Source organism: Streptomyces deserti (assembly GCF_054782695.1).
Map to the genome: position 1 here is coordinate 188200 of NZ_BAAGRZ010000009.1, position 18524 is coordinate 206723.

Below are 18524 nucleotides of genomic sequence, written 5' to 3' on the forward strand. Positions count from 1 at the left end.
GACGCTATGAGCGGCAGCTGTGGCAATCCAGAGCGGCAGCTGTCGAGTCGCTGTCGGTTTCCCGGGCCTGCCGTACCGGCCCGCCCGCCCGGCCGCCCTCGGTACGCTTGCGCGCATGTACGGCTACGACCAGACCGCGGGCCCGCAGCAGCAGTACGCCCCTCCGCAGCAGCCGATGTCCGGCGGGTACGGGCAGCAGCCGCCGCTGTACCCCGAGCCGTCCCCGCCCTCGCTCGCGGACGCGGTCCGGGCCTTCACGACGGGGCAGATGTCCGCGGAGGACTTCCAGCAGGTCTTCGCGACCTCGAAGGTCTACTGCCCGCGCGGTGACAACCCCGGCTTCCTCGCCCTGCACAACACCCAGCAGCCGGTGATCCCGATGTTCACCTCGCTGAAGGAGCTGCGCCGGTACGCGGGCAAGGAGTCGAAGTACTTCGTGATCACCGGGGCCGAGGTGATCGACCTGCTGCCGACCGGCTACGGCTTCGTCCTCGACATGGAGGGCGAGCACCGGATCGTGTTCGACGCGAAGGCCGTGGAGCAGATGGTGGAATTCGCGATGCGGCGCATGTATGGCTGACGGTGCATGGATGGCTGACGGCGTATGGATGGGTGACGGCGCCTAGTCGGCTGATCAGTGCCGACGCCCAGGCGGAGCCCGGAGGGAATGCCCTCCGGGCTTTCTCTGTTGAGGCTGGCAGAAAGTTCAACGCTCAACTAAACTGGGCGTTACACCGAGGAGGTACCGACATGCCCGCAGTGACCGTCGAGAACCCGCTGACGCTGCCCCGCGTGACCGCTCCCGCCGACGCCGTGGCACGTCCCGTGCTCGCCGTCACGACCGCGCCGAGCGGGTTCGAGGGCGAGGGCTTCCCGGTGCGCCGGGCGTTCGCGGGGATCAACCACCGCCACCTCGACCCGTTCATCATGATGGACCAGATGGGCGAGGTGGAGTACGCGCCGGGCGAGCCCAAGGGCACCCCCTGGCACCCCCACCGCGGCTTCGAGACCGTCACGTACATCATCGACGGGATCTTCGACCACCAGGACTCCAACGGCGGTGGCGGCACCATCACCAACGGCGACACCCAGTGGATGACCGCGGGCGCGGGCCTGCTCCACATCGAGGCGCCGCCGGAGCACCTGGTCATGTCCGGCGGGCTCTTCCACGGCCTGCAGCTGTGGGTGAACCTCCCGGCCCGGGACAAGATGATGGCCCCGCGCTACCAGGACATCCGCAGCGGTTCCGTCCAGCTGCTCACCTCCCCCGACGGCGGTGCGCTGCTGCGGGTCATCGCCGGTGAGCTGGACGGCCACGAGGGCCCCGGCATCACGCACACGCCGATCACGATGATCCACGCGACGCTGGCGCCGGGCGCGGAGATCACCCTGCCGTGGCGTGAGGACTTCAACGGCCTGGCGTACGTGCTCGCCGGGCGCGGCTCCGTCGGTACGGAACGCCGGCCGGTGCACATGGGGCAGACCGCCGTCTTCGGCGCCGGCTCCGCGCTGACCGTCCGCGCGGACGAGCGGCAGGAGTCCCGGTCGCCGGACCTGGAGGTCGTCCTGCTCGGCGGACAGCCGATCCGCGAGCCGATGGCCCACTACGGCCCGTTCGTCATGAACACCAAGGAAGAACTCATGCAGGCCTTCGAGGACTTCCAGAAGGGACGGCTGGGGACGATCCCGGCAGTGCACGGGATGTCCGAGGCGGGGCCCCAGGCCTGACGGGCCCACAACTGACGTGGCGTCACTCGGGCGGGCCGTCCTGACGGGACGGTCCGCCCGTCGCGTGGTCGGGTGGAAGCGTGCACCTGCTTCCCGACCCCGTCCGGCGTCTCGCCTCCTGGTGTGCCGGTGTGCTTACAGGGCCCCCGACCCGTCGACCGACTCGTAGAGCTCGAACCATGTGCTCTTGCCCTCGCCGCGTGGGTCAACGCCCCAGGCGTGCGCCAGGAGTTCGATCAGCATCAGGCCGCGGCCGGAGGAGGCCAGTTCCCCGGGTCTGCGCTTGTGCGGCAGGTCGTCGCTGGCGTCGGTGACCTCGATCCGCATCCGTCGTTCGCCCGTCTCGCCGGTGACCTCCGCGACGAGCAGCGCGTCGGTGTCGGTGTGGACGAGGACGTTGGTGAGTGTCTCGGACAGCAGCAGCACCGCCGAGTCCACCTGGTCCTTCGAGGCCCAGTCGTGCAGCAGTTCGCGCAGCTGCTGACGGGCCACCGCGATCCGCTCGGGCTCGGCCTGCGCGACCGTGAGCATGGTGCGGCGCACGGGCGGCCGTACGGCGAGCGTGTCGCCGCAGCCGCAGCCCTCGCCCTCCCGGCACAGCAGCAGCATGGCGATGTCGTCCTCGCGCCGGTCGGCCAGCGGGCCGGTGGTGTGGTGCGAGGACGGGCCGTGCACCGCCTGCACCAGGGCGTCGGCGAGCTCCTCCAGGTCGCCCCGGTGGCTTTCGAGGATGCTCCGGACGCGCTGCCAGCCGGTCTCCAGATCGTGCCCGCCGGTCTCGATGAGGCCGTCCGTGCAGATCAGCATGGTCTCGCCGGGTTCCAGGACGAGCCGGGTGGTGGGGTAGTCGGCGTCCGGGTCGATGCCCAGCGGCAGGCCGCCCGCCGTGGGACGTGAGAGCACCGTCCCGTCCGCCATGCGGATCGCCGGGTCGGGGTGCCCGGCGCGGGCCACCTCCAGGACGCCGCCCACCGGGTCGACCTCCACGTACAGGCAGGTCGCGAAGCGCAGCTCGGCCGGGTCGGCGTCGTTGACGCCGTGCAGGAAGCGGGAGGCGCGGGAGAGCACGGCGTCGGGCCGGTGACCCTCGGAGGCGTACGCGCGCAGGGCGATGCGCAGCTGGCCCATCAGCCCGGCCGCCCGCACGTCATGGCCCTGGACGTCGCCGATGACCAGTGCGAACCGGCCGCTGGGCAGCGGGATCACGTCGTACCAGTCGCCGCCGACCTGCAGGCCGCCGCCGGTGGGGACGTAGCGGGCGGCGAGGCTCATGCCGGGTATGCGCTGCCGGCCGAGCTGCGGAAGCATCGTGCGCTGCAGCCCGTCGGTCAGCTCCCGCTCGCTCTCGGCGACGCCCGCCCGGGACAGGGCCTGCGCCAGCATCCGCGCCACCGTCGTCAGCACCGACCGCTCGTCCGGCGTGAACGCCACCGGGTACGCGAAGGCCGCCATCCACGCGCCCATCGTCCGGCCGGCCACGATCAGCGGCAGGAACGCCCAGGAGCGGCGGCCGAAGCGCTCGGCGAGCGGCCAGGTCAGCGGATAGCGGGCCCTGTACTGCTCGGGGGAGGAGAGATAGACCGCCCGGCCGGTGCGGACGACCTCGGCGGCGGGGTAGTCGGTGTCCAGCGCCATGTGCGAGAACGGGCTCTCGGCGCCGTCCTCGTGCCCGTGGTGGCCGATGATCGTCAGCCGGTCGCCCTCCACGCCGAACACCGCGAGCCCGTCCGGGGAGAACCCCGGCATCGACAGGTTGGCCGCGACCCGCAGCACCTCCTGCGTGGAGCGCGCCTCGGCCAGCGCCCGGCCCGCGTCCAGCAGGAACGCCTCCCGCGAGCGCCGCCAGTCGCCCGTGACGGCGCTGCGCCCGGCGGGGGTGCCGGGCGCCGGTTCGGTGACCTCCTGAAGGGTGCCGATGAGCTCGTACGCCTTCCGGACACGGTCGAAGGACGGTTTCGAGCGGCTGCGCACCACGCGGATCACCCGGCCCCGCTCGTCCATGATCCGGACCCGGACCTCGGCGAGGGTGCCCTCGGCGGCGGCGAGCTGGATCACCCCGGTGATCTCGTTCCAGTCGACCGGGTGCAGGCGGGACCGCACCTGGGCCTCGGTCAGGCTGACCTGCTCGGCGGGCAGCCCGAGCAGCCGTGCGGCCTCGGCGTCGACCGTGACCAGCCCGGTGGCGGTGTCCCACTGCCACAGACCGGTCGCGAGGGCGGCGAGGACCTCCCCCACGGCGGGCAAGGGCTCACCAGTGCGCATTGCCCCACTTTACGAAGAGGTGATCGAACACTGCCACCGAAAGCCGTATGTGCGCCCGCCCACTTATAGGTGGGAGTCGATCTTGAGGTGCCCGGTACGCTGGGGGGAGTTTCACGTGAAACAACTGCACGGGAAACGAGCCCCCGATCCGCGAAGACTGGATGAACGACGATGCATCGGTACAGGTCCCATACCTGCGGCGAGCTCCGCGCCTCTGACGTCGGCACCGACGTCCGGCTGAGTGGCTGGCTGCACAATCGGCGCGACCTGGGCGGCATCCTCTTCATCGATCTGCGCGACCACTACGGCATCACGCAGCTCGTCGCCCGTCCGGGCACCGCGGCGTACGAGGCGCTGGACAAGCTCTCCAAGGAGACCGTCGTACGGGTCGACGGCAAGGTCGTCTCCCGTGGCGCGGAGAACATCAACCCCGAGCTGCCCACCGGTGAGATCGAGATCGAGGTCTCCGAGGTCGAGGTGCTCGGCGAGGCCGCCCCGCTGCCCTTCACGATCAACACCGAGGACGGGGTCAACGAGGAGCGGCGCCTGGAGTACCGCTTCCTGGACCTGCGCCGCGAGCGCATGCACCGCAACATCATGCTGCGCACGCAGGTCATCTCGACGATCCGCCAGAAGATGGCGGCGATGGGCTTCAACGAGCTGGCCACCCCGATCCTGACGGCGACCTCCCCCGAGGGCGCCCGCGACTTCGTGGTCCCCTCCCGCCTGCACCCGGGCAAGTTCTACGCCCTCCCCCAGGCCCCGCAGCAGTTCAAGCAGCTGCTGATGATCTCCGGCTTCGACCGCTACTTCCAGATCGCGCCCTGCTTCCGCGACGAGGACGCCCGCGCCGACCGCTCGCCGGGCGAGTTCTACCAGCTCGACGTCGAGATGAGCTTCGTCGAGCAGGAGGACGTCTTCCAGCCGATCGAGAAGCTGATGACGGAGATCTTCGAGGAGTTCGGCGGCGGCCGGCACGTCACCTCGCCGTTCCCGCGGATCCCGTTCCGCGAGGCGATCCTGAAGTACGGCTCCGACAAGCCGGACCTGCGCGCCAAGCTGGAGCTCGTCGACCTCACCGACGTCTTCGAGGGCTCGGAGTTCAAGGCGTTCGCGGGCAAGCACGTGCGCGCGCTGCCGGTGCCGGACGTGTCGTCGCAGCCCCGGAAGTTCTTCGACCAGCTCGGCGACTACGCCGTCTCCCAGGGCGCCAAGGGCCTGGCGTGGGTGCGCGTGGCCGAGGACGGGTCCCTGTCCGGCCCGATCGCGAAGTTCCTCACCGAGGAGAACGTCGCCGAGCTGACCAAGCGCCTGTCCCTGGCCCCCGGTCACGCCGTGTTCTTCGGCGCGGGCGAGTTCGACGAGGTCTCCAAGATCATGGGGGCGGTGCGGGTCGAGGCCGCCAAGCGCGCCGGGCACTTCGAGGAGAACGTCTTCCGGTTCTGCTGGATCGTCGACTTCCCGATGTACGAGAAGGACGAGGAAACCGGGAAGATCGACTTCTCGCACAACCCGTTCTCGATGCCGCAGGGCGGCATGGAGGCCCTGGAGACCCAGGACCCGCTGGACATCCTGGCCTGGCAGTACGACATCGTCTGCAACGGCGTCGAGCTGTCCTCCGGCGCGATCCGGAACCACGAGCCGGACATCATGCTCAAGGCCTTCGAGATCGCCGGGTACGACCGGGAGACCACCGAGCGCGAGTTCGCCGGCATGCTGCGGGCCTTCCGCTTCGGCGCCCCGCCGCACGGCGGCATCGCCCCCGGCGTCGACCGCATCGTGATGCTGCTCGCCGACGAGCCCAACATCCGCGAGACCATCGCCTTCCCGCTCAACGGCAACGCCCAGGACCTGATGATGGGCGCGCCGACGGAGCTGGACGAGGCGCGGCTGAAGGAGCTGCACCTGTCGGTGCGCAAGCCGCAGCCGAAGTAGGGCTGAAAGCGACAGTGGCCCGGAACCGACGCCGGTTCCGGGCCACTGTCGTACGCGGGGCCGCTTCGGTTACTCGGTGAGGTGGCGGTCCAGGTCGGCGACGACCTCCTCGGCCGCCATCACGCCGAGGCCGAGGTACCAGGTCTCGTCCGGGACGTCGTGCGCGTGGCCGGACTTGACCGCCTTCAGGTTCTTCCACAGCGGGTTGCCCTGCGCCTTGGCCTTGTCGGTGGCCTCGGGGTCGCCGTAGACGCCGGTGAAGATGTAGTCGGCGTCGGCCTGGTCGATGTTCTCGGCGCTGACCTCGGTGGCGAGGTCGTCGATGTCCTGGTTCTTCGGGCGCGGGATGCCGGCGTCCTTGAGGATCGTGCCGATGAACGAGGCGTTGGCGTAGAGGCGGATCACGCCGTCCGGCAGGAAGCGGACCATCGAGACGGTCGGCTTGTCCGCGCCGAGCTTCTTGTCCAGGGCGTCGATCTTCTCGTCGTACGCGGCGAGTTTCGCCTTGGCTTCGGCGGTCTTGTCCAGCGCGGCGGCGTTGAGGAGGTAGTTCTCCTTCCAGGTGAAGCCGGGGCGCAGGGAGAAGACGGTCGGAGCGATCTGCGACAGCTCGTCGTACTTGTCGGCGGCGCGCAGCTGGCTGCCGAGGATCAGGTCGGGCTTGAGCGCGGCGATGGCCTCGAGGTTGAGGTTATTGATGGTGCCGACGTTCTTGGGGCTGCCCGCCTCCTTCTTCAGGTACGAGGGCAGTTCGGGGGAGCCCTCGGTGGGGGCGAGGCCGACCGGCTTGATGCCGAGGGACACGACGTTGTCGAGCTCGCCGACGTCCAGGACGACGACCCGCTTGGGCTGGGCCTTGATCTCCGTCTCGCCCATGGCGTGCTCGATGGTGCGCGGCCACTCGCCGGGCTTCGCGTCGGTGCCCATGGCGGCGGTCTTCTTCGCCGCGTCCGCGAACTCCTCGCCGCCCTGGGCGACCTCCTTCTTCCCCCCGGACCCGGCGGATGCCTTGCCGGACGGGTCCTCGCCACCGGAGGAACCGCCGCACGCCGTCAGGGAGAGCGCGGCGGCGAGAGCGAGAGCGACGGCGGTGGTGCCGCGGCGGACGGACATGGAAGACTCCTGTCACCTCGATGAACTTAGGCAAGCCTTACTTTATGTGAATCCTCCGTTCCGGACGTATCCGGACGATGTGGTTCCGGTCACTCCGGATCCGATACGGCGGCGGCCCCGCTCAGGGCTTCACAGCGACCGCCCGTCCCCGGACGATCAGCCACATCAGATACGGCGCACCCACGACGGCGGTGAACACGCCGACCGGCAGCTCCAGCGGGGACAGCAGTCGACGCGCCAGCAGGTCGGCGGCCACGACGATGAACGCGCCCGTCAGCGCCGAGCACACCAGCGGAATGTGCGGGGCGCGGGTGAGCCGGCGGGCGATCTGCGGGGCGAGCAGCGCCACGAAGTCCACCGGGCCCGCCGCGCCGGTGGCCGCGGACGCGAGCACGACCCCGAGCGCGCTGAGCCCGAGCCGCGTCCGGCCGAGCCGGACCCCGAGGGCGACGGCCGTGTCGTCGCCGAAGTCCGCGCCGCGCTGGGCGCGGGCCGCCCACACCAGGAAGAACGCGAGCAGCAGCAGGATCGTGGCGAGCGGCGCGGCCTGGTCGTAGCCGCGGCCGTTGAGGGAGCCGGTGAGCCACACCTTGGCCTGCTGGGCGACGAGGTAGTCGCCCTTGGTCACGAACAGCCGGGTCAGCGAGGCCAGCGCCACGGAGATGCCGATGCCGACCAGCACGAAACGGGAGGCGTGCAGGCCACCCCGCCAGGCGAGCAGGTAGACGAGCAGAGCGGCGGCGAGCCCGCCGGCCACGGACACGTACGGCAGAACCGCGTACGAGGTGACGCCGAAGGTCATCGCGGCGACCGTGGCCGCGCCCGCGCCGTGCGTCACGCCGATGACGTCGGGGCTGGCGAGCGGGTTGCGGGCCACGGTCTGGATCAGCCCGCCCGCGACGCCGAAGGCGGCGCCCACCAGCAGACCGGTCACCAGGCGCGGCAGCCGCAGGGTGCCCACCACCAGTTCGTCGGGGCTGGGCAGCCCGAGCAGTACGCGGACGACCTCGCCCGGCGGGACGTACGACTCGCCCACGCACAGCGAGGCGACGACGGCGAGGGCGAGCAGGCTGGCGAGTACGACGGCCACGGCGGTGGCCCGCCGGTGCACCAGCAGGCTGCACCGGCCGGCGCGCAGCACGCCGTACCCGGCGGGACGCAGCCCTCGGCGAGGCGTGGTCCGGGACGGGACCGGGCCGGTGCCGGGTCCGGTGGTCTGAGCGAGCCGGGTCATGCGGCGGGCACCGCCTTCCTTCGCACCAGCGCGACCAGGACCGGCACACCGGCCAGTGCGGTCATGACGGCCACCGGCACCTCCGAGGGGCGTACGACGATCCGGCCGAGGACGTCCGCCAGCAGCACCATCACCGGCCCGAGCAGGGCGGCCAGCGGCAGCAGCCAGCGGTGCGCGGGGCCGACCAGGGCGCGGGCGATGTGCGGGACGGCGAGCCCGATGAAGGCGATGGGGCCCGCGGCGGCGACCGCGGCACCGGTCAGCAGGGTCGCGCTCACCGCGCCGGTCGCCCGCAGCAGCGGCACGTTGCGGCCGAGCCCGCGGGCGGTGTCGTCACCGAGGGCCAGCGCGTCGAGCCCCCGGGCGAGGGCGAACGCCAGCACCAGCCCGACAGCCAGGAACGGCAGGATCTGCCCGGCGATCGAGACGTCCCGTCCGCTGATCGACCCGACGTCCCAGAACCGGAACTCGTCCAGGGCCCGGGCGTTCGTGGTCAGGACGCCGGAGACGACCGAGGCGAGGAAGGCGTTCATGGCCGCACCCGCGAGGGCCAGCTTGACGGGCGAGGCGCCGCCGCGCCCGCTGCCGGCGACGGCGTAGATGGCGACCGCCGCCAGCCCCGCGCCCGCGAACGCGTACCAGACGTACCCGCTGAGCGTGTGCACTCCGAAGAAGGTGAGGGCGCACACGACACCCACCGAGGCGCCCTGGCTGATGCCGAGGATGCCGGGTTCGGCGATGGGGTTGCGGGTGATGCCCTGGAGAATCGTTCCGGCAACGGCGAGGGCGGCGCCCACCAGCACCCCGATGACCGTTCGCGGCACCCGCAGCGACCGCACGACCTGCGCGTTCTCGCTCGCACCGCCGTGCAGCAGGGCGTCGAGGACCTCGGTCGGCGCGATCGCACGGCTGCCGACCGCGAGGCTGAGCAGCACGGCCAGCAGCAACAGGACAAGGGCGGCGGCCGTCCAGCCGATCCGCCGGCGTGTGACTGCTGACATGCACCTTCCCCGCACGAAACAAGCCATGGCGCGATTCAGCCAAGGCTTGCCTAAGCGTACGCGGTGACGGCACAGGCCGGACCGGCGGCGGCCCGTCGGGACAGGGCCTAGCGGGCGACGAACTGCGTCAGGATGGCCTGGACCTCGTAGATGTCGACGCCCTTGGTGAACGTCTTCTCGATGGGCGTCTGGGAGCCGGAGAGCCAGATCTTCAGCTCGGCGTCGAGGTCGAAGTGGCCGGCGGTCTCCACCGAGAAGTGCGTGATGCTGCGGTACGGGACGGAGTGGTACTCCACCTTCTTGCCGGTCAGGCCCTGCTTGTCGATCAGGATCAGACGCCGGTCGGTGAACAGGATGGTGTCGCGGATCAGCAGGTACGCGGCGTGTACCTGCTCCCCGTGGCCGAGCAGACGCGCGTAGTCCCGCTGGGCCTTGTCCGGGTCGACGGTGTGGGCGTTGCCGAACAGTGCCATGGAAGGTCTCCCTGAGTTGTCGTCTGGCGCGCGGACGCGCGATGGACGCGCGACCTTGGGAGACGCCCCTCACACGATCCGGGTTCCATGACCGGCAACCTTTCCGGACACCGCGGCCACTGATGATCCGGAAGCCCTCTTCACCGGGGCTTCACACGAACCGCGTGCTTCAGCGAACCACGTAAGGACTCATCCGTGGCCTCTGCCTCCCACCGCCGCTCCCTTCGCAAGCGTCGTGCCCTCGTCGTCTCCGCCGCCGTCGTGGCGGCCGGGGTCGGTGCCGTGTCGTTTGTGATGAACGCGAACGCCGGCGGTGCCGACCTGTATCACCAGACGCTGCCCGCCAAGGACGGCTGGGCGGCCTCCGGACCGGGCACGACCGGCGGCGCCAAGGCCGACTCCGCGCACACCTTCACCGTCAGCACCCGCGCGCAGCTGGTGAAGGCGCTGGGCTCCGCCTCCGACACCACACCGCGCATCATCACTGGACGCCGGCCCTGACCGCCGGGCTCCAGACGTCTGCGAAGAACCTGCCGGCGGAGCTGGCGACGACGACCGGGGCCGGGGTCCTCTCCTAGGCCGCCCGGCCGGTATGCGCGAGGGCCCGGGACTGTGAGTCCCGGGCCCTCGTTCGTCGATGTGTCCGTGCGCTACGCGCTCGGCTTCTCCTCCAGGCGCGGGAAGAGCACCGCGCCCTTGGTGACCGTCGAGCCGGCGGGCAGCTTGCCCCAGCCGCCGGCCTCCTGGACCCGCTGGTCCGCGAGGGCGCCGAGGGAGGCTTCCGCGCCAAGGGAGTCCCAGAGCTTCTGGGAGGTCTCCGGCATGACCGGGTTGAGGAGGACCGCGACCGCGCGGAGCGACTCGGCCGCCGTGTAGAGGATCGTCGCCAGGCGGGCCTTGCCCTCGTCGCTCGTGTCCTTCGCGACCTTCCAGGGCTCCTGCTCGGTGATGTAGCCGTTGACCTGCTTGACGAAGTCGAAGACCGCCAGGATGCCGCCCTGGAAGTCCAGCTCCTCGCCGATCTTCCGGTCGGCCTCCGCGACCGCCTTGGCCAGGCCGTCGTGGATCGCCTTCTCGGCCTCGCCGTCGGCCGCGGACGCGGGCAGCTCACCGCCGAAGTACTTGCCGACCATGGCCGCGACCCGGGAGGCCAGGTTGCCGTAGTCGTTCGCCAGCTCGCTGGTGTAGCGGGCGGAGAAGTCCTCCCAGGAGAAGGAGCCGTCCTGGCCGAAGGCGATCGCGCGCAGGAAGTACCAGCGGTACGCGTCCACGCCGAAGTGCGAGGTCAGGTCCTGCGGCTTGATGCCCGTCAGGTTGGACTTGCTCATCTTCTCGCCGCCGACCATCAGCCAGCCGTTCGCGGCGATCTTGCCGGGCAGCGGGAGGCCCTGCGCCATCAGCATCGCCGGCCAGATGATCGCGTGGAAGCGGAGGATGTCCTTGCCGACGAGGTGGACGTTCGCCGGGAACGTCGACTCGAACTTCTCCGGGCTCTCGTTGTAGCCGACCGCCGTGGCGTAGTTCAGCAGGGCGTCGATCCAGACGTAGATGACGTGCTTGTCGTCCCACGGGACCGGGATGCCCCAGTCGAACGTGGAGCGGGAGATGGAGAGGTCCTGCAGGCCCTGGCGTACGAAGTTCACGACCTCGTTGCGCGCGGACTCGGGCTGGATGAAGCCCGGGTTGGCCTCGTAGTGGGCGAGCAGCTTGTCGGTGTACTCGCTCAGCTTGAAGAAGTAGTTCTCCTCCTTGAGGATCTCCACCGGCTTCTTGTGCACCGGGCACAGCTTCTGGCCCGCGTACTCGCCCTCGCCGTCGAGCAGCTCGCCGGGGAGCTTGTACTCCTCGCAGCCCACGCAGTAAGGGCCCTCGTAGCCGCCCTTGTAGATCTCTCCCTTGTCGTAGAGATCCTGGACGAACTCCTGCACACGGTCCGTGTGCCGCTTCTGCGTCGTGCGGATGAAGTCGTCGTTCGCGATGTTCAGGTGCTCCCAGAGGGGCTTCCAGGCCTCCTCCACGAGCTTGTCGCACCACTCCTGCGGGGACACCCCGTTGGCGTCGGCGGTGCGCATGATCTTCTGACCGTGCTCGTCCGTGCCGGTGAGGTACCACACCTTCTCGCCACGCTGACGGTGCCAGCGCGTGAGCACGTCGCCTGCGACGGTCGTGTAGGCGTGGCCCAGGTGAGGAGCGTCGTTGACGTAATAAATGGGGGTGGAGACGTAGAACGCCTTTCCACCCTGCTTCTCGGATCCAGTGGCCGCCATGGTCGAAATCCTACTGGCCCGGTGAAGATCGACTCACACGCGTTTCGGGGGGTGGACGAGGCCCGGGGCGGTGTCCACCCCACCTTCTGTCCACCCCCCTGGGGTGGCGGGCTTACGGGCGCCAGTTCGCCAGTACGGCCTCGTAGAGCTCCTTGTCCGTCAGCTCGCGCGGGGTTTCGCCGGCCAGGAAGTGGGCCGTGTTGGGGGTCTTGAGCTTGCGGAGGTAGTCGAAGGCCTTGTTCTCAGGGTCGCCGAAGGCGACGAAGGAGAAGAAGACCGAGGGGTGGTTCTTCGCGGCGTCGGTGAGGGCCTGGGTGGCGGGGGTCTTGGCGTCGGGGGCGCCGTCCGTCTGGAAGATCACCAGGGCGGGGGTGCCGGCCGGGTCCGCCGTGGTCCTGGTGTGGTGGGTGATCACTTCCTCGACCGCCGCGTGGTAGCTCGTACGGCCCATGCGGCCGAGGGAGGCGTGCAGGGTGTCGATCTTGTTCTCGTGGTCGGTGAGGGTGAGCTCGCCAGTGCCGTCGAGTTCGGTGGAGAAGAAGACGACGTGGACCGCGGCCTCCGGGTCGAGGTGGGCGGCGAGGGCGAGGGTCTGCTCGGCGAGGGCCTGGGCGGAGCCGTCCTTGTAGTACGGGCGCATGGAGGCGGAGCGGTCGAGGACGAGGTAGACCTTGGCGCGGGTACCGGTGAGGTTGTTCTTCTTCAGGGCGGTGCCGGCGGCCTGGTAGGCGGTGGCCAGGCCCGGGGCGCGGGACTTCACGTGGGCGAGGGAGGTGGCGGGCTCGCCGTCCTCGGCTGCGCCTTCGGCCGGGGAGGTGTTCCCATCCGCACCACCGGTGCGGCTTTCGTGGTCGGGTGCGGGCGGCCCCTGCGGGGCGGGCTCGCCGTCGGCGGCTGCGGCTTGGGGGCCGGGGGCGGCTGCCGCCGCGATCGGCTCCGGGGCCGTGGTCTTTTCCGGCTCCGGCTCGGGCTTCGGCTCGGGTTCGGGTGCCGGCTCGGGGGTCTCTTCGGCCTTCGGTTCCGGCTGCTCGGGTGCCTCGGGCTCCGTCACGGGCTTGTCCTCGGCGACCGGCTCGGGCTTCGGCTCGGGTTCGGGTGCCGGCTCGGGGGTCTCTTCGGCCTTCGGTTCCGGCTGCTCGGGTGCCTCGGCCTCTGTCACGGGCTTGTCCTCGGCGACCGGCTCGGGCTCCGGGGACTCCGCAACCGGCTCGGCCTCGGGCTGCGGGGCCGGGGCCGGGGCCGTCACCGGCTCGGGGGCCGGCTCCTCGACTGCTGTCGGCTTCTCCACGGCGACCGGCTCGGGCTCCGGCTCGGGTTCGGGTGCCGGTTCGGGGGTCTCTTCGGCCTTCGGTTCCGGCTGCTCGGGTGCCTCGGGCTCCGTCACGGGCTTGTCCTCGGCGACCGGCTCGGGCTCGGGCTCCGGGGACTCCGCAACCGGCTCGGCCTCGGGCTGCGGGGCCGGGGCCGTCACCGGCTCGGGGGCCGGCTCCTCGACTGCTGTCGGCTTCTCCACGGCGACCGGCTCGGGCTCCGGCTCACGTTCCGCGACGGTCGGCTCCTCGGTCGTGGGCTCGGCAGCCGTGGGCTCCTCGATCGTGGGCTTCACGGCCGTCGGCTCCTCGATCGTGGGCTTCACGGTCGTGGGCTCCGCAGCCGTCGGCTCCGCAGCCGTCGGCTTCTCCTCCGCCACCCGGTCCCGCTCCTCCGACCGCGTCGGCCTGGGGACCGTCACCTTGTCGAAGGCCGCGGCGACGAGCTCGTGCTCCTCGCGGGTGGCGGGGCGGGGTTCGGGGACGTGGGTCGTGGGCGCGGGCTCCGGCTCGGTGGACGGGGACGGGAGCTTCGGTTCAGGAGTGGTCGCCGTGCCGCCCGCAGCGGCCCCCGCCCCCGGCGAGGACGCCGCCTCCCGGGAAGTGGCCGTCTCCCGCGAAGCCGTCGCGTCTCGTGAAACCGACGCATCCCGCGAAACCGCCGCGTCCCGCGAAGCGGTCGCCTCCTGGGAAGACGTCGTCATCTGCGAAGACGGCGTCTCCTGTGCGGTGCGCTCCGCTGCCGCACCCTCCGGCTCGGTGGTCCGTGCTTTGCGTGACCGGCCGAACGCGTTCCGCAGGAGAGTGAGAATGCCCATTAGCGCAACCCTTCGCGTGAGTTGAAGCCCGTCAATCCCTGGCCAGGACGGACACGTAAGGTTAGCGGCCCCCGCTGGTGATCTTGGGCAGGGTCGGGGGTGGAGGGCCCTTCCTGTCAAGGGCGGCATTCGGTCGGCGGGCAGGGCGCCGGTGCCGGTCGGGGTAAGTTCCTTACGGCCGCCGCAGATTCACTCGGCGTTCACCCGGGCGCCCGGCTGCCGCACATATGTGCCCCTACGGTCACGCTGACACCAAGGGCACCCAAGGAGAGATCTCAGTGCGCAAGCTGCTGCCGTTGATCGGAACGCCGTCCGGATCGCATCCCGGCGGCCGTTCCGCCATGACCTGTCGTTTCCGGTGTGGTGACGCCTGCTTCCACGAGGTGCCCAACACCAGCTCCAACGAGTACGTCGGCGACGTCATCGCCGGAGCCCTCAGCCGCCGGTCGATGATGCGGGCCGCCGCCGTCGTCACCGTGGCGGCGGCGGGTGCCGGTGCGGCGGGTGTCGCGGGCGCCCCGCGGGCCGGTGCGGCGACCCCGGCCGCGGCCGGTACGGCCGGTACGGCCGGTGCGGCGTACGGGAAGCAGAGCGGTGCGCGCGGGCTGCGCTTCAGCCCGGTCGCGCCCAACACCACCGACGCCGTCGTCGTACCGGACGGCTACCAGCAGAACGTCGTCATCCGCTGGGGCGAGCCCATTCTGCGCGGTGCGCCCGCCTTCGACCCGGAGAAGCAGACCGCCAAGGCGCAGGCCGGGCAGTTCGGGTACAACTGCGACTTCCTCGCCCTGCTTCCGCTGCCCGGTGAGCGGGGCCGGCAGCTGCTCGTCGCGAACCACGAGTACACCGACGAGGTGCTCATGTTCCGCGGGTACGACGCCGCGAACCCGACCCGTGAGCAGGTCGAGATCGCGTGGGCGGCGCACGGGCTGTCCGCCGTCGTGGTGGAGGAGGACCGGAAGACCGGGAAGCTGACCGCCGTTCCGCGGCACCACCTCAACCGGCGCGTGACCGCCACCACCGAGTTCCGGCTCACCGGCCCGGTCGCCGGGTCCGACCTGGTCAAGACCTCCGCCGACCCGACCGGCACCAAGGTCCTCGGCACCCTCAACAACTGCTCCGGCGGTACGACCCCGTGGGGCACGACCCTGCACGGCGAGGAGAACTTCAACCAGTACTTCGCCAACGGCAGCCGGGCCACCGACAAGCGGTACGGCATCGGCACCGGCGCCACCGAGCGCAAGTGGGAGCGGTTCGACAAGCGGTTCGACCTCGCCCAGGAGCCGAACGAGGTGCACCGCTTCGGGTACGTCGTCGAGTTCGACCCGTACGACCCGACCTCCACGCCCCGTAAGCACACCGCGCTCGGCCGCTTCAAGCACGAGGCGGCGACCGTGCGGCTCACGCACGACGGCCGCCCGGTCGTGTACTCCGGTGACGACGAGCGGTTCGACTACTTCTACAAGTTCGTCAGCAGCAAGCGGATGAAGAAGGGCAGCTCCCGCGCGGTCCGCGAGTACAACATGACCCTCCTCGACGAGGGCACGCTGTACGTCGCCAAGCTGACCGGTGACTCCCCGGCCATCGAGATCGACGGGACCGGGAAGCTGCCGGCCGACGGTGAGTTCGACGGCAGCGGTCAGTGGATCCCGCTGGCGACCGCCACCGCGAAGGGTGCCGTCTCGCACGTGGAGGGCATGACCGCCGAGGAGGTGTTCGTCTTCACGCGGCTCGCCGGTGACAAGGTGGGCGCCACGAAGATGGACCGGCCCGAGGACATCGAGCCGTCGCCGGTCACCGGCAAGGTGTACGTCGCCCTCACCAACAACAGCAACCGCGGTGTCGGTACGAACGCCAAGGCGGACGAGGCCAACCCGCGCAACGCCAACAAGCACGGGCACGTGCTGGAGCTCACCGAGCGCTGGAACCGGCCGGAGAGCACCAGGTTCGCCTGGTCGCTCTTCCTGGTCGCCGGTGACCCGAAGGACCCGTCGACCTACTTCGCGGGCTTCCCGAAGGACAAGGTCAGCCCGATCTCCTGCCCGGACAACGTGGCCTTCGACCCGTACGGCAACCTGTGGATCTCCACCGACGGCGCCCAGCTCGGCTCCCACGACGGCCTCTTCGGCGTGGCCACGCGGGGTGCGCGGCGCGGTGAGCTGAAGCAGTTCCTGACCGTGCCGAACGGCGCGGAGACCTGCGGTCCGATCATCCAGGACCGGCGGGTGCTGGTCGCCGTGCAGCACCCGGGGGAGATCGACGGGGCGTCGGTGGAGAAGCCGGCGAGCACGTGGCCCGACGGGCCGGGGAAGATCGTGCGGCCGGCCGTTGTCGCGGTGTGGCGTGCGGACGGCCGCGACATCGGTGTGTGACGGGCAGCGGGCCGTACGTGACGGGCAGGCCGTACGTAGGGGCGAGAAGTAGGCCGTACGGATGTCCGGGGGCGCCCACGAGCTGGGCGCCTCCGCCTCATGTGCCCTGGTGGAGCGTGAGGTCGACGACCACCGCCCGGTGGTCCGTGTCCGCCAGGTCCAGGAAGCGGGCCCGGTGGGCGGAGAAGTGCTCCGAGACCAGTACGTGGTCGATCTGGGCGCCGAAGGCCGGGGCGGTCCGGGACGGCCATGTGGGGGTCCGGTCCGCGCCCGTCAGGCGGGCGGCGTCGGTGAGTCCCGTGTCCAGGATGCGGCGGAAGGCCGCGTGGTCCTGGGAGGCGTTGAAGTCACCGGCCAGGACGGTCGGGGTCGTGCGGTCCGCCGCGGCGACGTCCCGCAGCGCGTCCAGTTCGTCGCGCCAGAGGTCCACCTGGCGGGGCAGCGGCGGCATGGGATGCGCGAGCTGGAGTCGTACGGCGTGTCCGCGTACGTCGGCGACGGCGCCGGGCATGCCCATGGTGGCGCGGATGCCGTCGGTGGGGTCGAGGGGGAAGCGGCTGAGGATGACGGAGCCCTCGGAGCCGCCGCCGGCCACGGCCTGCCGGTGCGGGTAGGCGTCCGCCAGGTCACGCTTGAGTGCCGCGTCGCAGGTGTACTCGCACTCCTGCACGAACACGAGGTCCGGCCGTTCGCGGCGGACGGCGGACACCAGCGCGCTCGTGCCCTGGCCGAACTCGACGTTCGAGGTCAGTACGCGCAGCCCGGCGACGGGGCGTCCGGCGGGGTCACCGGTCTTGCCGTACGGGTCCATGAACCAGGCCAGCAGTCCCAGCAGGGCGACGCCCCACACCGCCCCGGTCCACCACCGGGCGAGCAGGGTGCACAGCAGCCCGGCGCCCGTCGGCACGAGCAGCCAGGGCAGGAAGGCGAGCAGTTGCGGTACGGGCGTGACGCCGTCGCTGTCGGCGACCCGGAACCCGACCACCACGCTCACCCCGGCGAACAGCAGCCCGGCGCACCAGGCACCGAACAGCCGCCCGCCACGGCGGTACGGCACTTCCTCGTCGGTGCGCGTCCAGTCGGCAGCCGCAGTGTCCACGTCCCGGCCTTCCGCTCGCGGGTGGGATGCCCCGAATCCTCCCTCAAAGACGGGGAGCGCGGGAGAGAAGTTGCTCACGGCGGCCCTGTGGCCCTGCGCGCCCGCCCCCGGCCGTGATCCGTCCTACTCCATGCGCGCCAGGAACTCACCCAGCGCCTTGTTGAACTCCACCGGCTTCTCCAGGTTCGGCATGTGGGCCGCGCCCTCGATCACATGGAGGGTGGAGTCGGGCAGGGCCGCGTCCATGGCCCGCGCGTCGGAGACGGGGGTGTAGGTGTCGTCGGCGCCCACGACGACCAGGGCCGGGACCGTGACCCGGGTCAGCAGGGTGCGGTAGTCGGGACGGCCGGCGCGGGCGCACAGGGCCGCCGCTGCGCCCTCGGGGGGTGTGGCCGTCATCATGCGGTGCACATGGGCCTTGACCTCGGCGTCCGCGGACGGGGCGACCATCTTCTCCAGGACCTCGTCTGCGTAGCCGCGCATGCCCTCGCGCAGGAGGCGGTCGGCCATGGCGTTGCGGGCGCGTACGCCCTCCCGGGTCTCCGGCGCCGGGAAGGTGTCCGCGAGGACCAGGCCGCGGATCCGGTCGGGGAACTGCCGGTAGCAGTCCATCGCGATCTGGCCGCCCATGGACAGCCCGGCGAGCACGAACGTCTCCACCTTCAGCTCGTCCAGCAGCGCCACGACGTCACGGGCGAAGTCGGCGAAGTCCGTGACGCCGGGGGTCGTCGGGGAGGCGCCGTAGCCGCGCAGGTCGGGGGCGATCACGCGGCGGGTCGCCGAGAAGGCCGCGAGCTGGGGAGCCCACATGGTGCGGTCGAAGGGGTGGCCGTGGACGAGGACGAGAGGGACAAGGGGAAGTCCGGAGACATCGGTGCCTTTGTCCTCGTATGCGAGGAAGGGTGCCATGGC

At 71.0% G+C, this 18524-nt stretch carries 13 protein-coding genes and 1 pseudogene; 5 read left to right on the top strand and 9 right to left on the bottom strand.

Translation table 11 applies throughout. The annotated features are described in order from the left end of the window. Window positions 1-115: 115 nt before the first annotated feature. Entirely contained in the window at window positions 116-580 is a 465-nt protein-coding gene (locus tag ACYVMZ_RS18395; RefSeq protein WP_461080850.1) for an SseB family protein, read from the top strand. A 170-nt stretch (window positions 581-750) separates the two neighbouring features. Continuing rightward, window positions 751-1728: a pirin family protein gene (locus ACYVMZ_RS18400; RefSeq protein WP_461080852.1), complete on the top strand. Its 978-nt coding sequence runs from the start codon at window positions 751-753 to the stop codon at window positions 1726-1728. A gap of 135 nt (window positions 1729-1863) precedes the next feature. Here the strand turns inward: ACYVMZ_RS18400 and ACYVMZ_RS18405 are convergent, their stop codons facing one another. Then, the gene (locus tag ACYVMZ_RS18405) at window positions 1864-3990 is read right to left on the bottom strand and encodes a SpoIIE family protein phosphatase (protein WP_461080854.1); all 2127 of its coding nucleotides are present in this window, start codon (window positions 3988-3990) and stop codon (window positions 1864-1866) included. A 171-nt stretch (window positions 3991-4161) separates the two neighbouring features. On the opposite strand from ACYVMZ_RS18405, the gene aspS reads away from it, so the two are divergent. Next, window positions 4162-5925 (top strand): aspartate--tRNA ligase, encoded by a 1764-nt coding sequence (aspS, locus tag ACYVMZ_RS18410; protein WP_461080856.1) that lies wholly within the window; start codon window positions 4162-4164, stop codon window positions 5923-5925. A 69-nt stretch (window positions 5926-5994) separates the two neighbouring features. On the opposite strand, the gene ACYVMZ_RS18415 is transcribed toward aspS, so the two are convergent. The 4 genes from ACYVMZ_RS18415 to ACYVMZ_RS18430 all read right to left on the bottom strand — a co-directional run bounded on the left by ACYVMZ_RS18415 (window position 5995) and on the right by ACYVMZ_RS18430 (window position 9746). Further along, window positions 5995-7038 (bottom strand): ABC transporter substrate-binding protein, encoded by a 1044-nt coding sequence (locus ACYVMZ_RS18415; RefSeq protein WP_461080858.1) that lies wholly within the window; start codon window positions 7036-7038, stop codon window positions 5995-5997. A 121-nt stretch (window positions 7039-7159) separates the two neighbouring features. Further along, window positions 7160-8272: a FecCD family ABC transporter permease gene (locus ACYVMZ_RS18420; protein WP_461080860.1), complete on the bottom strand. Its 1113-nt coding sequence runs from the start codon at window positions 8270-8272 to the stop codon at window positions 7160-7162. Next, window positions 8269-9273, bottom strand: coding sequence for a FecCD family ABC transporter permease (locus ACYVMZ_RS18425; RefSeq protein WP_461080862.1), 1005 nt, complete (start codon window positions 9271-9273; stop codon window positions 8269-8271). The genes ACYVMZ_RS18420 and ACYVMZ_RS18425 overlap by 4 nt, the downstream gene beginning before the upstream one ends. Before the next feature lie 107 nt (window positions 9274-9380). Further along, window positions 9381-9746 carry a PH domain-containing protein gene (locus tag ACYVMZ_RS18430; RefSeq protein ID WP_461080864.1) on the bottom strand — a complete coding sequence of 122 codons (366 nt, stop codon included), beginning with the start codon at window positions 9744-9746 and terminating at the stop codon, window positions 9381-9383. Window positions 9747-9941: 195 nt separating this feature from the next. Between ACYVMZ_RS18430 and ACYVMZ_RS18435 the strand changes: the two are divergent. After that, window positions 9942-10229, top strand: a pseudogene (locus ACYVMZ_RS18435) (pectate lyase family protein); the annotation flags it as partial. Between the two features lie 167 nt (window positions 10230-10396). Here ACYVMZ_RS18435 and metG read toward each other — a convergent pair. Both metG and ACYVMZ_RS18445 read right to left on the bottom strand, forming a co-directional pair. Next, entirely contained in the window at window positions 10397-12013 is a 1617-nt protein-coding gene (metG, locus tag ACYVMZ_RS18440) for a methionine--tRNA ligase (protein WP_461080866.1), read from the bottom strand. Between the two features lie 112 nt (window positions 12014-12125). Beyond that, complete coding sequence (locus ACYVMZ_RS18445) at window positions 12126-14027, bottom strand: VWA domain-containing protein (RefSeq protein ID WP_461080868.1); 1902 nt, start codon at window positions 14025-14027, stop codon at window positions 12126-12128. A 392-nt stretch (window positions 14028-14419) separates the two neighbouring features. Between ACYVMZ_RS18445 and ACYVMZ_RS18450 the strand changes: the two genes are divergently transcribed. Next, complete coding sequence (locus ACYVMZ_RS18450) at window positions 14420-16513, top strand: PhoX family protein (RefSeq protein ID WP_461080870.1); 2094 nt, start codon at window positions 14420-14422, stop codon at window positions 16511-16513. 97 nt (window positions 16514-16610) lie between these two features. Here ACYVMZ_RS18450 and ACYVMZ_RS18455 read toward each other — a convergent pair whose 3' ends face one another. Together ACYVMZ_RS18455 and ACYVMZ_RS18460 are read right to left on the bottom strand one after the other, a co-directional pair. Beyond that, complete coding sequence (locus ACYVMZ_RS18455) at window positions 16611-17612, bottom strand: endonuclease/exonuclease/phosphatase family protein (RefSeq protein ID WP_461080872.1); 1002 nt, start codon at window positions 17610-17612, stop codon at window positions 16611-16613. Between the two features lie 123 nt (window positions 17613-17735). Then, window positions 17736-18521, bottom strand: coding sequence for an alpha/beta fold hydrolase (locus ACYVMZ_RS18460; RefSeq protein WP_461080874.1), 786 nt, complete (start codon window positions 18519-18521; stop codon window positions 17736-17738). Window positions 18522-18524 lie beyond the last annotated feature (3 nt).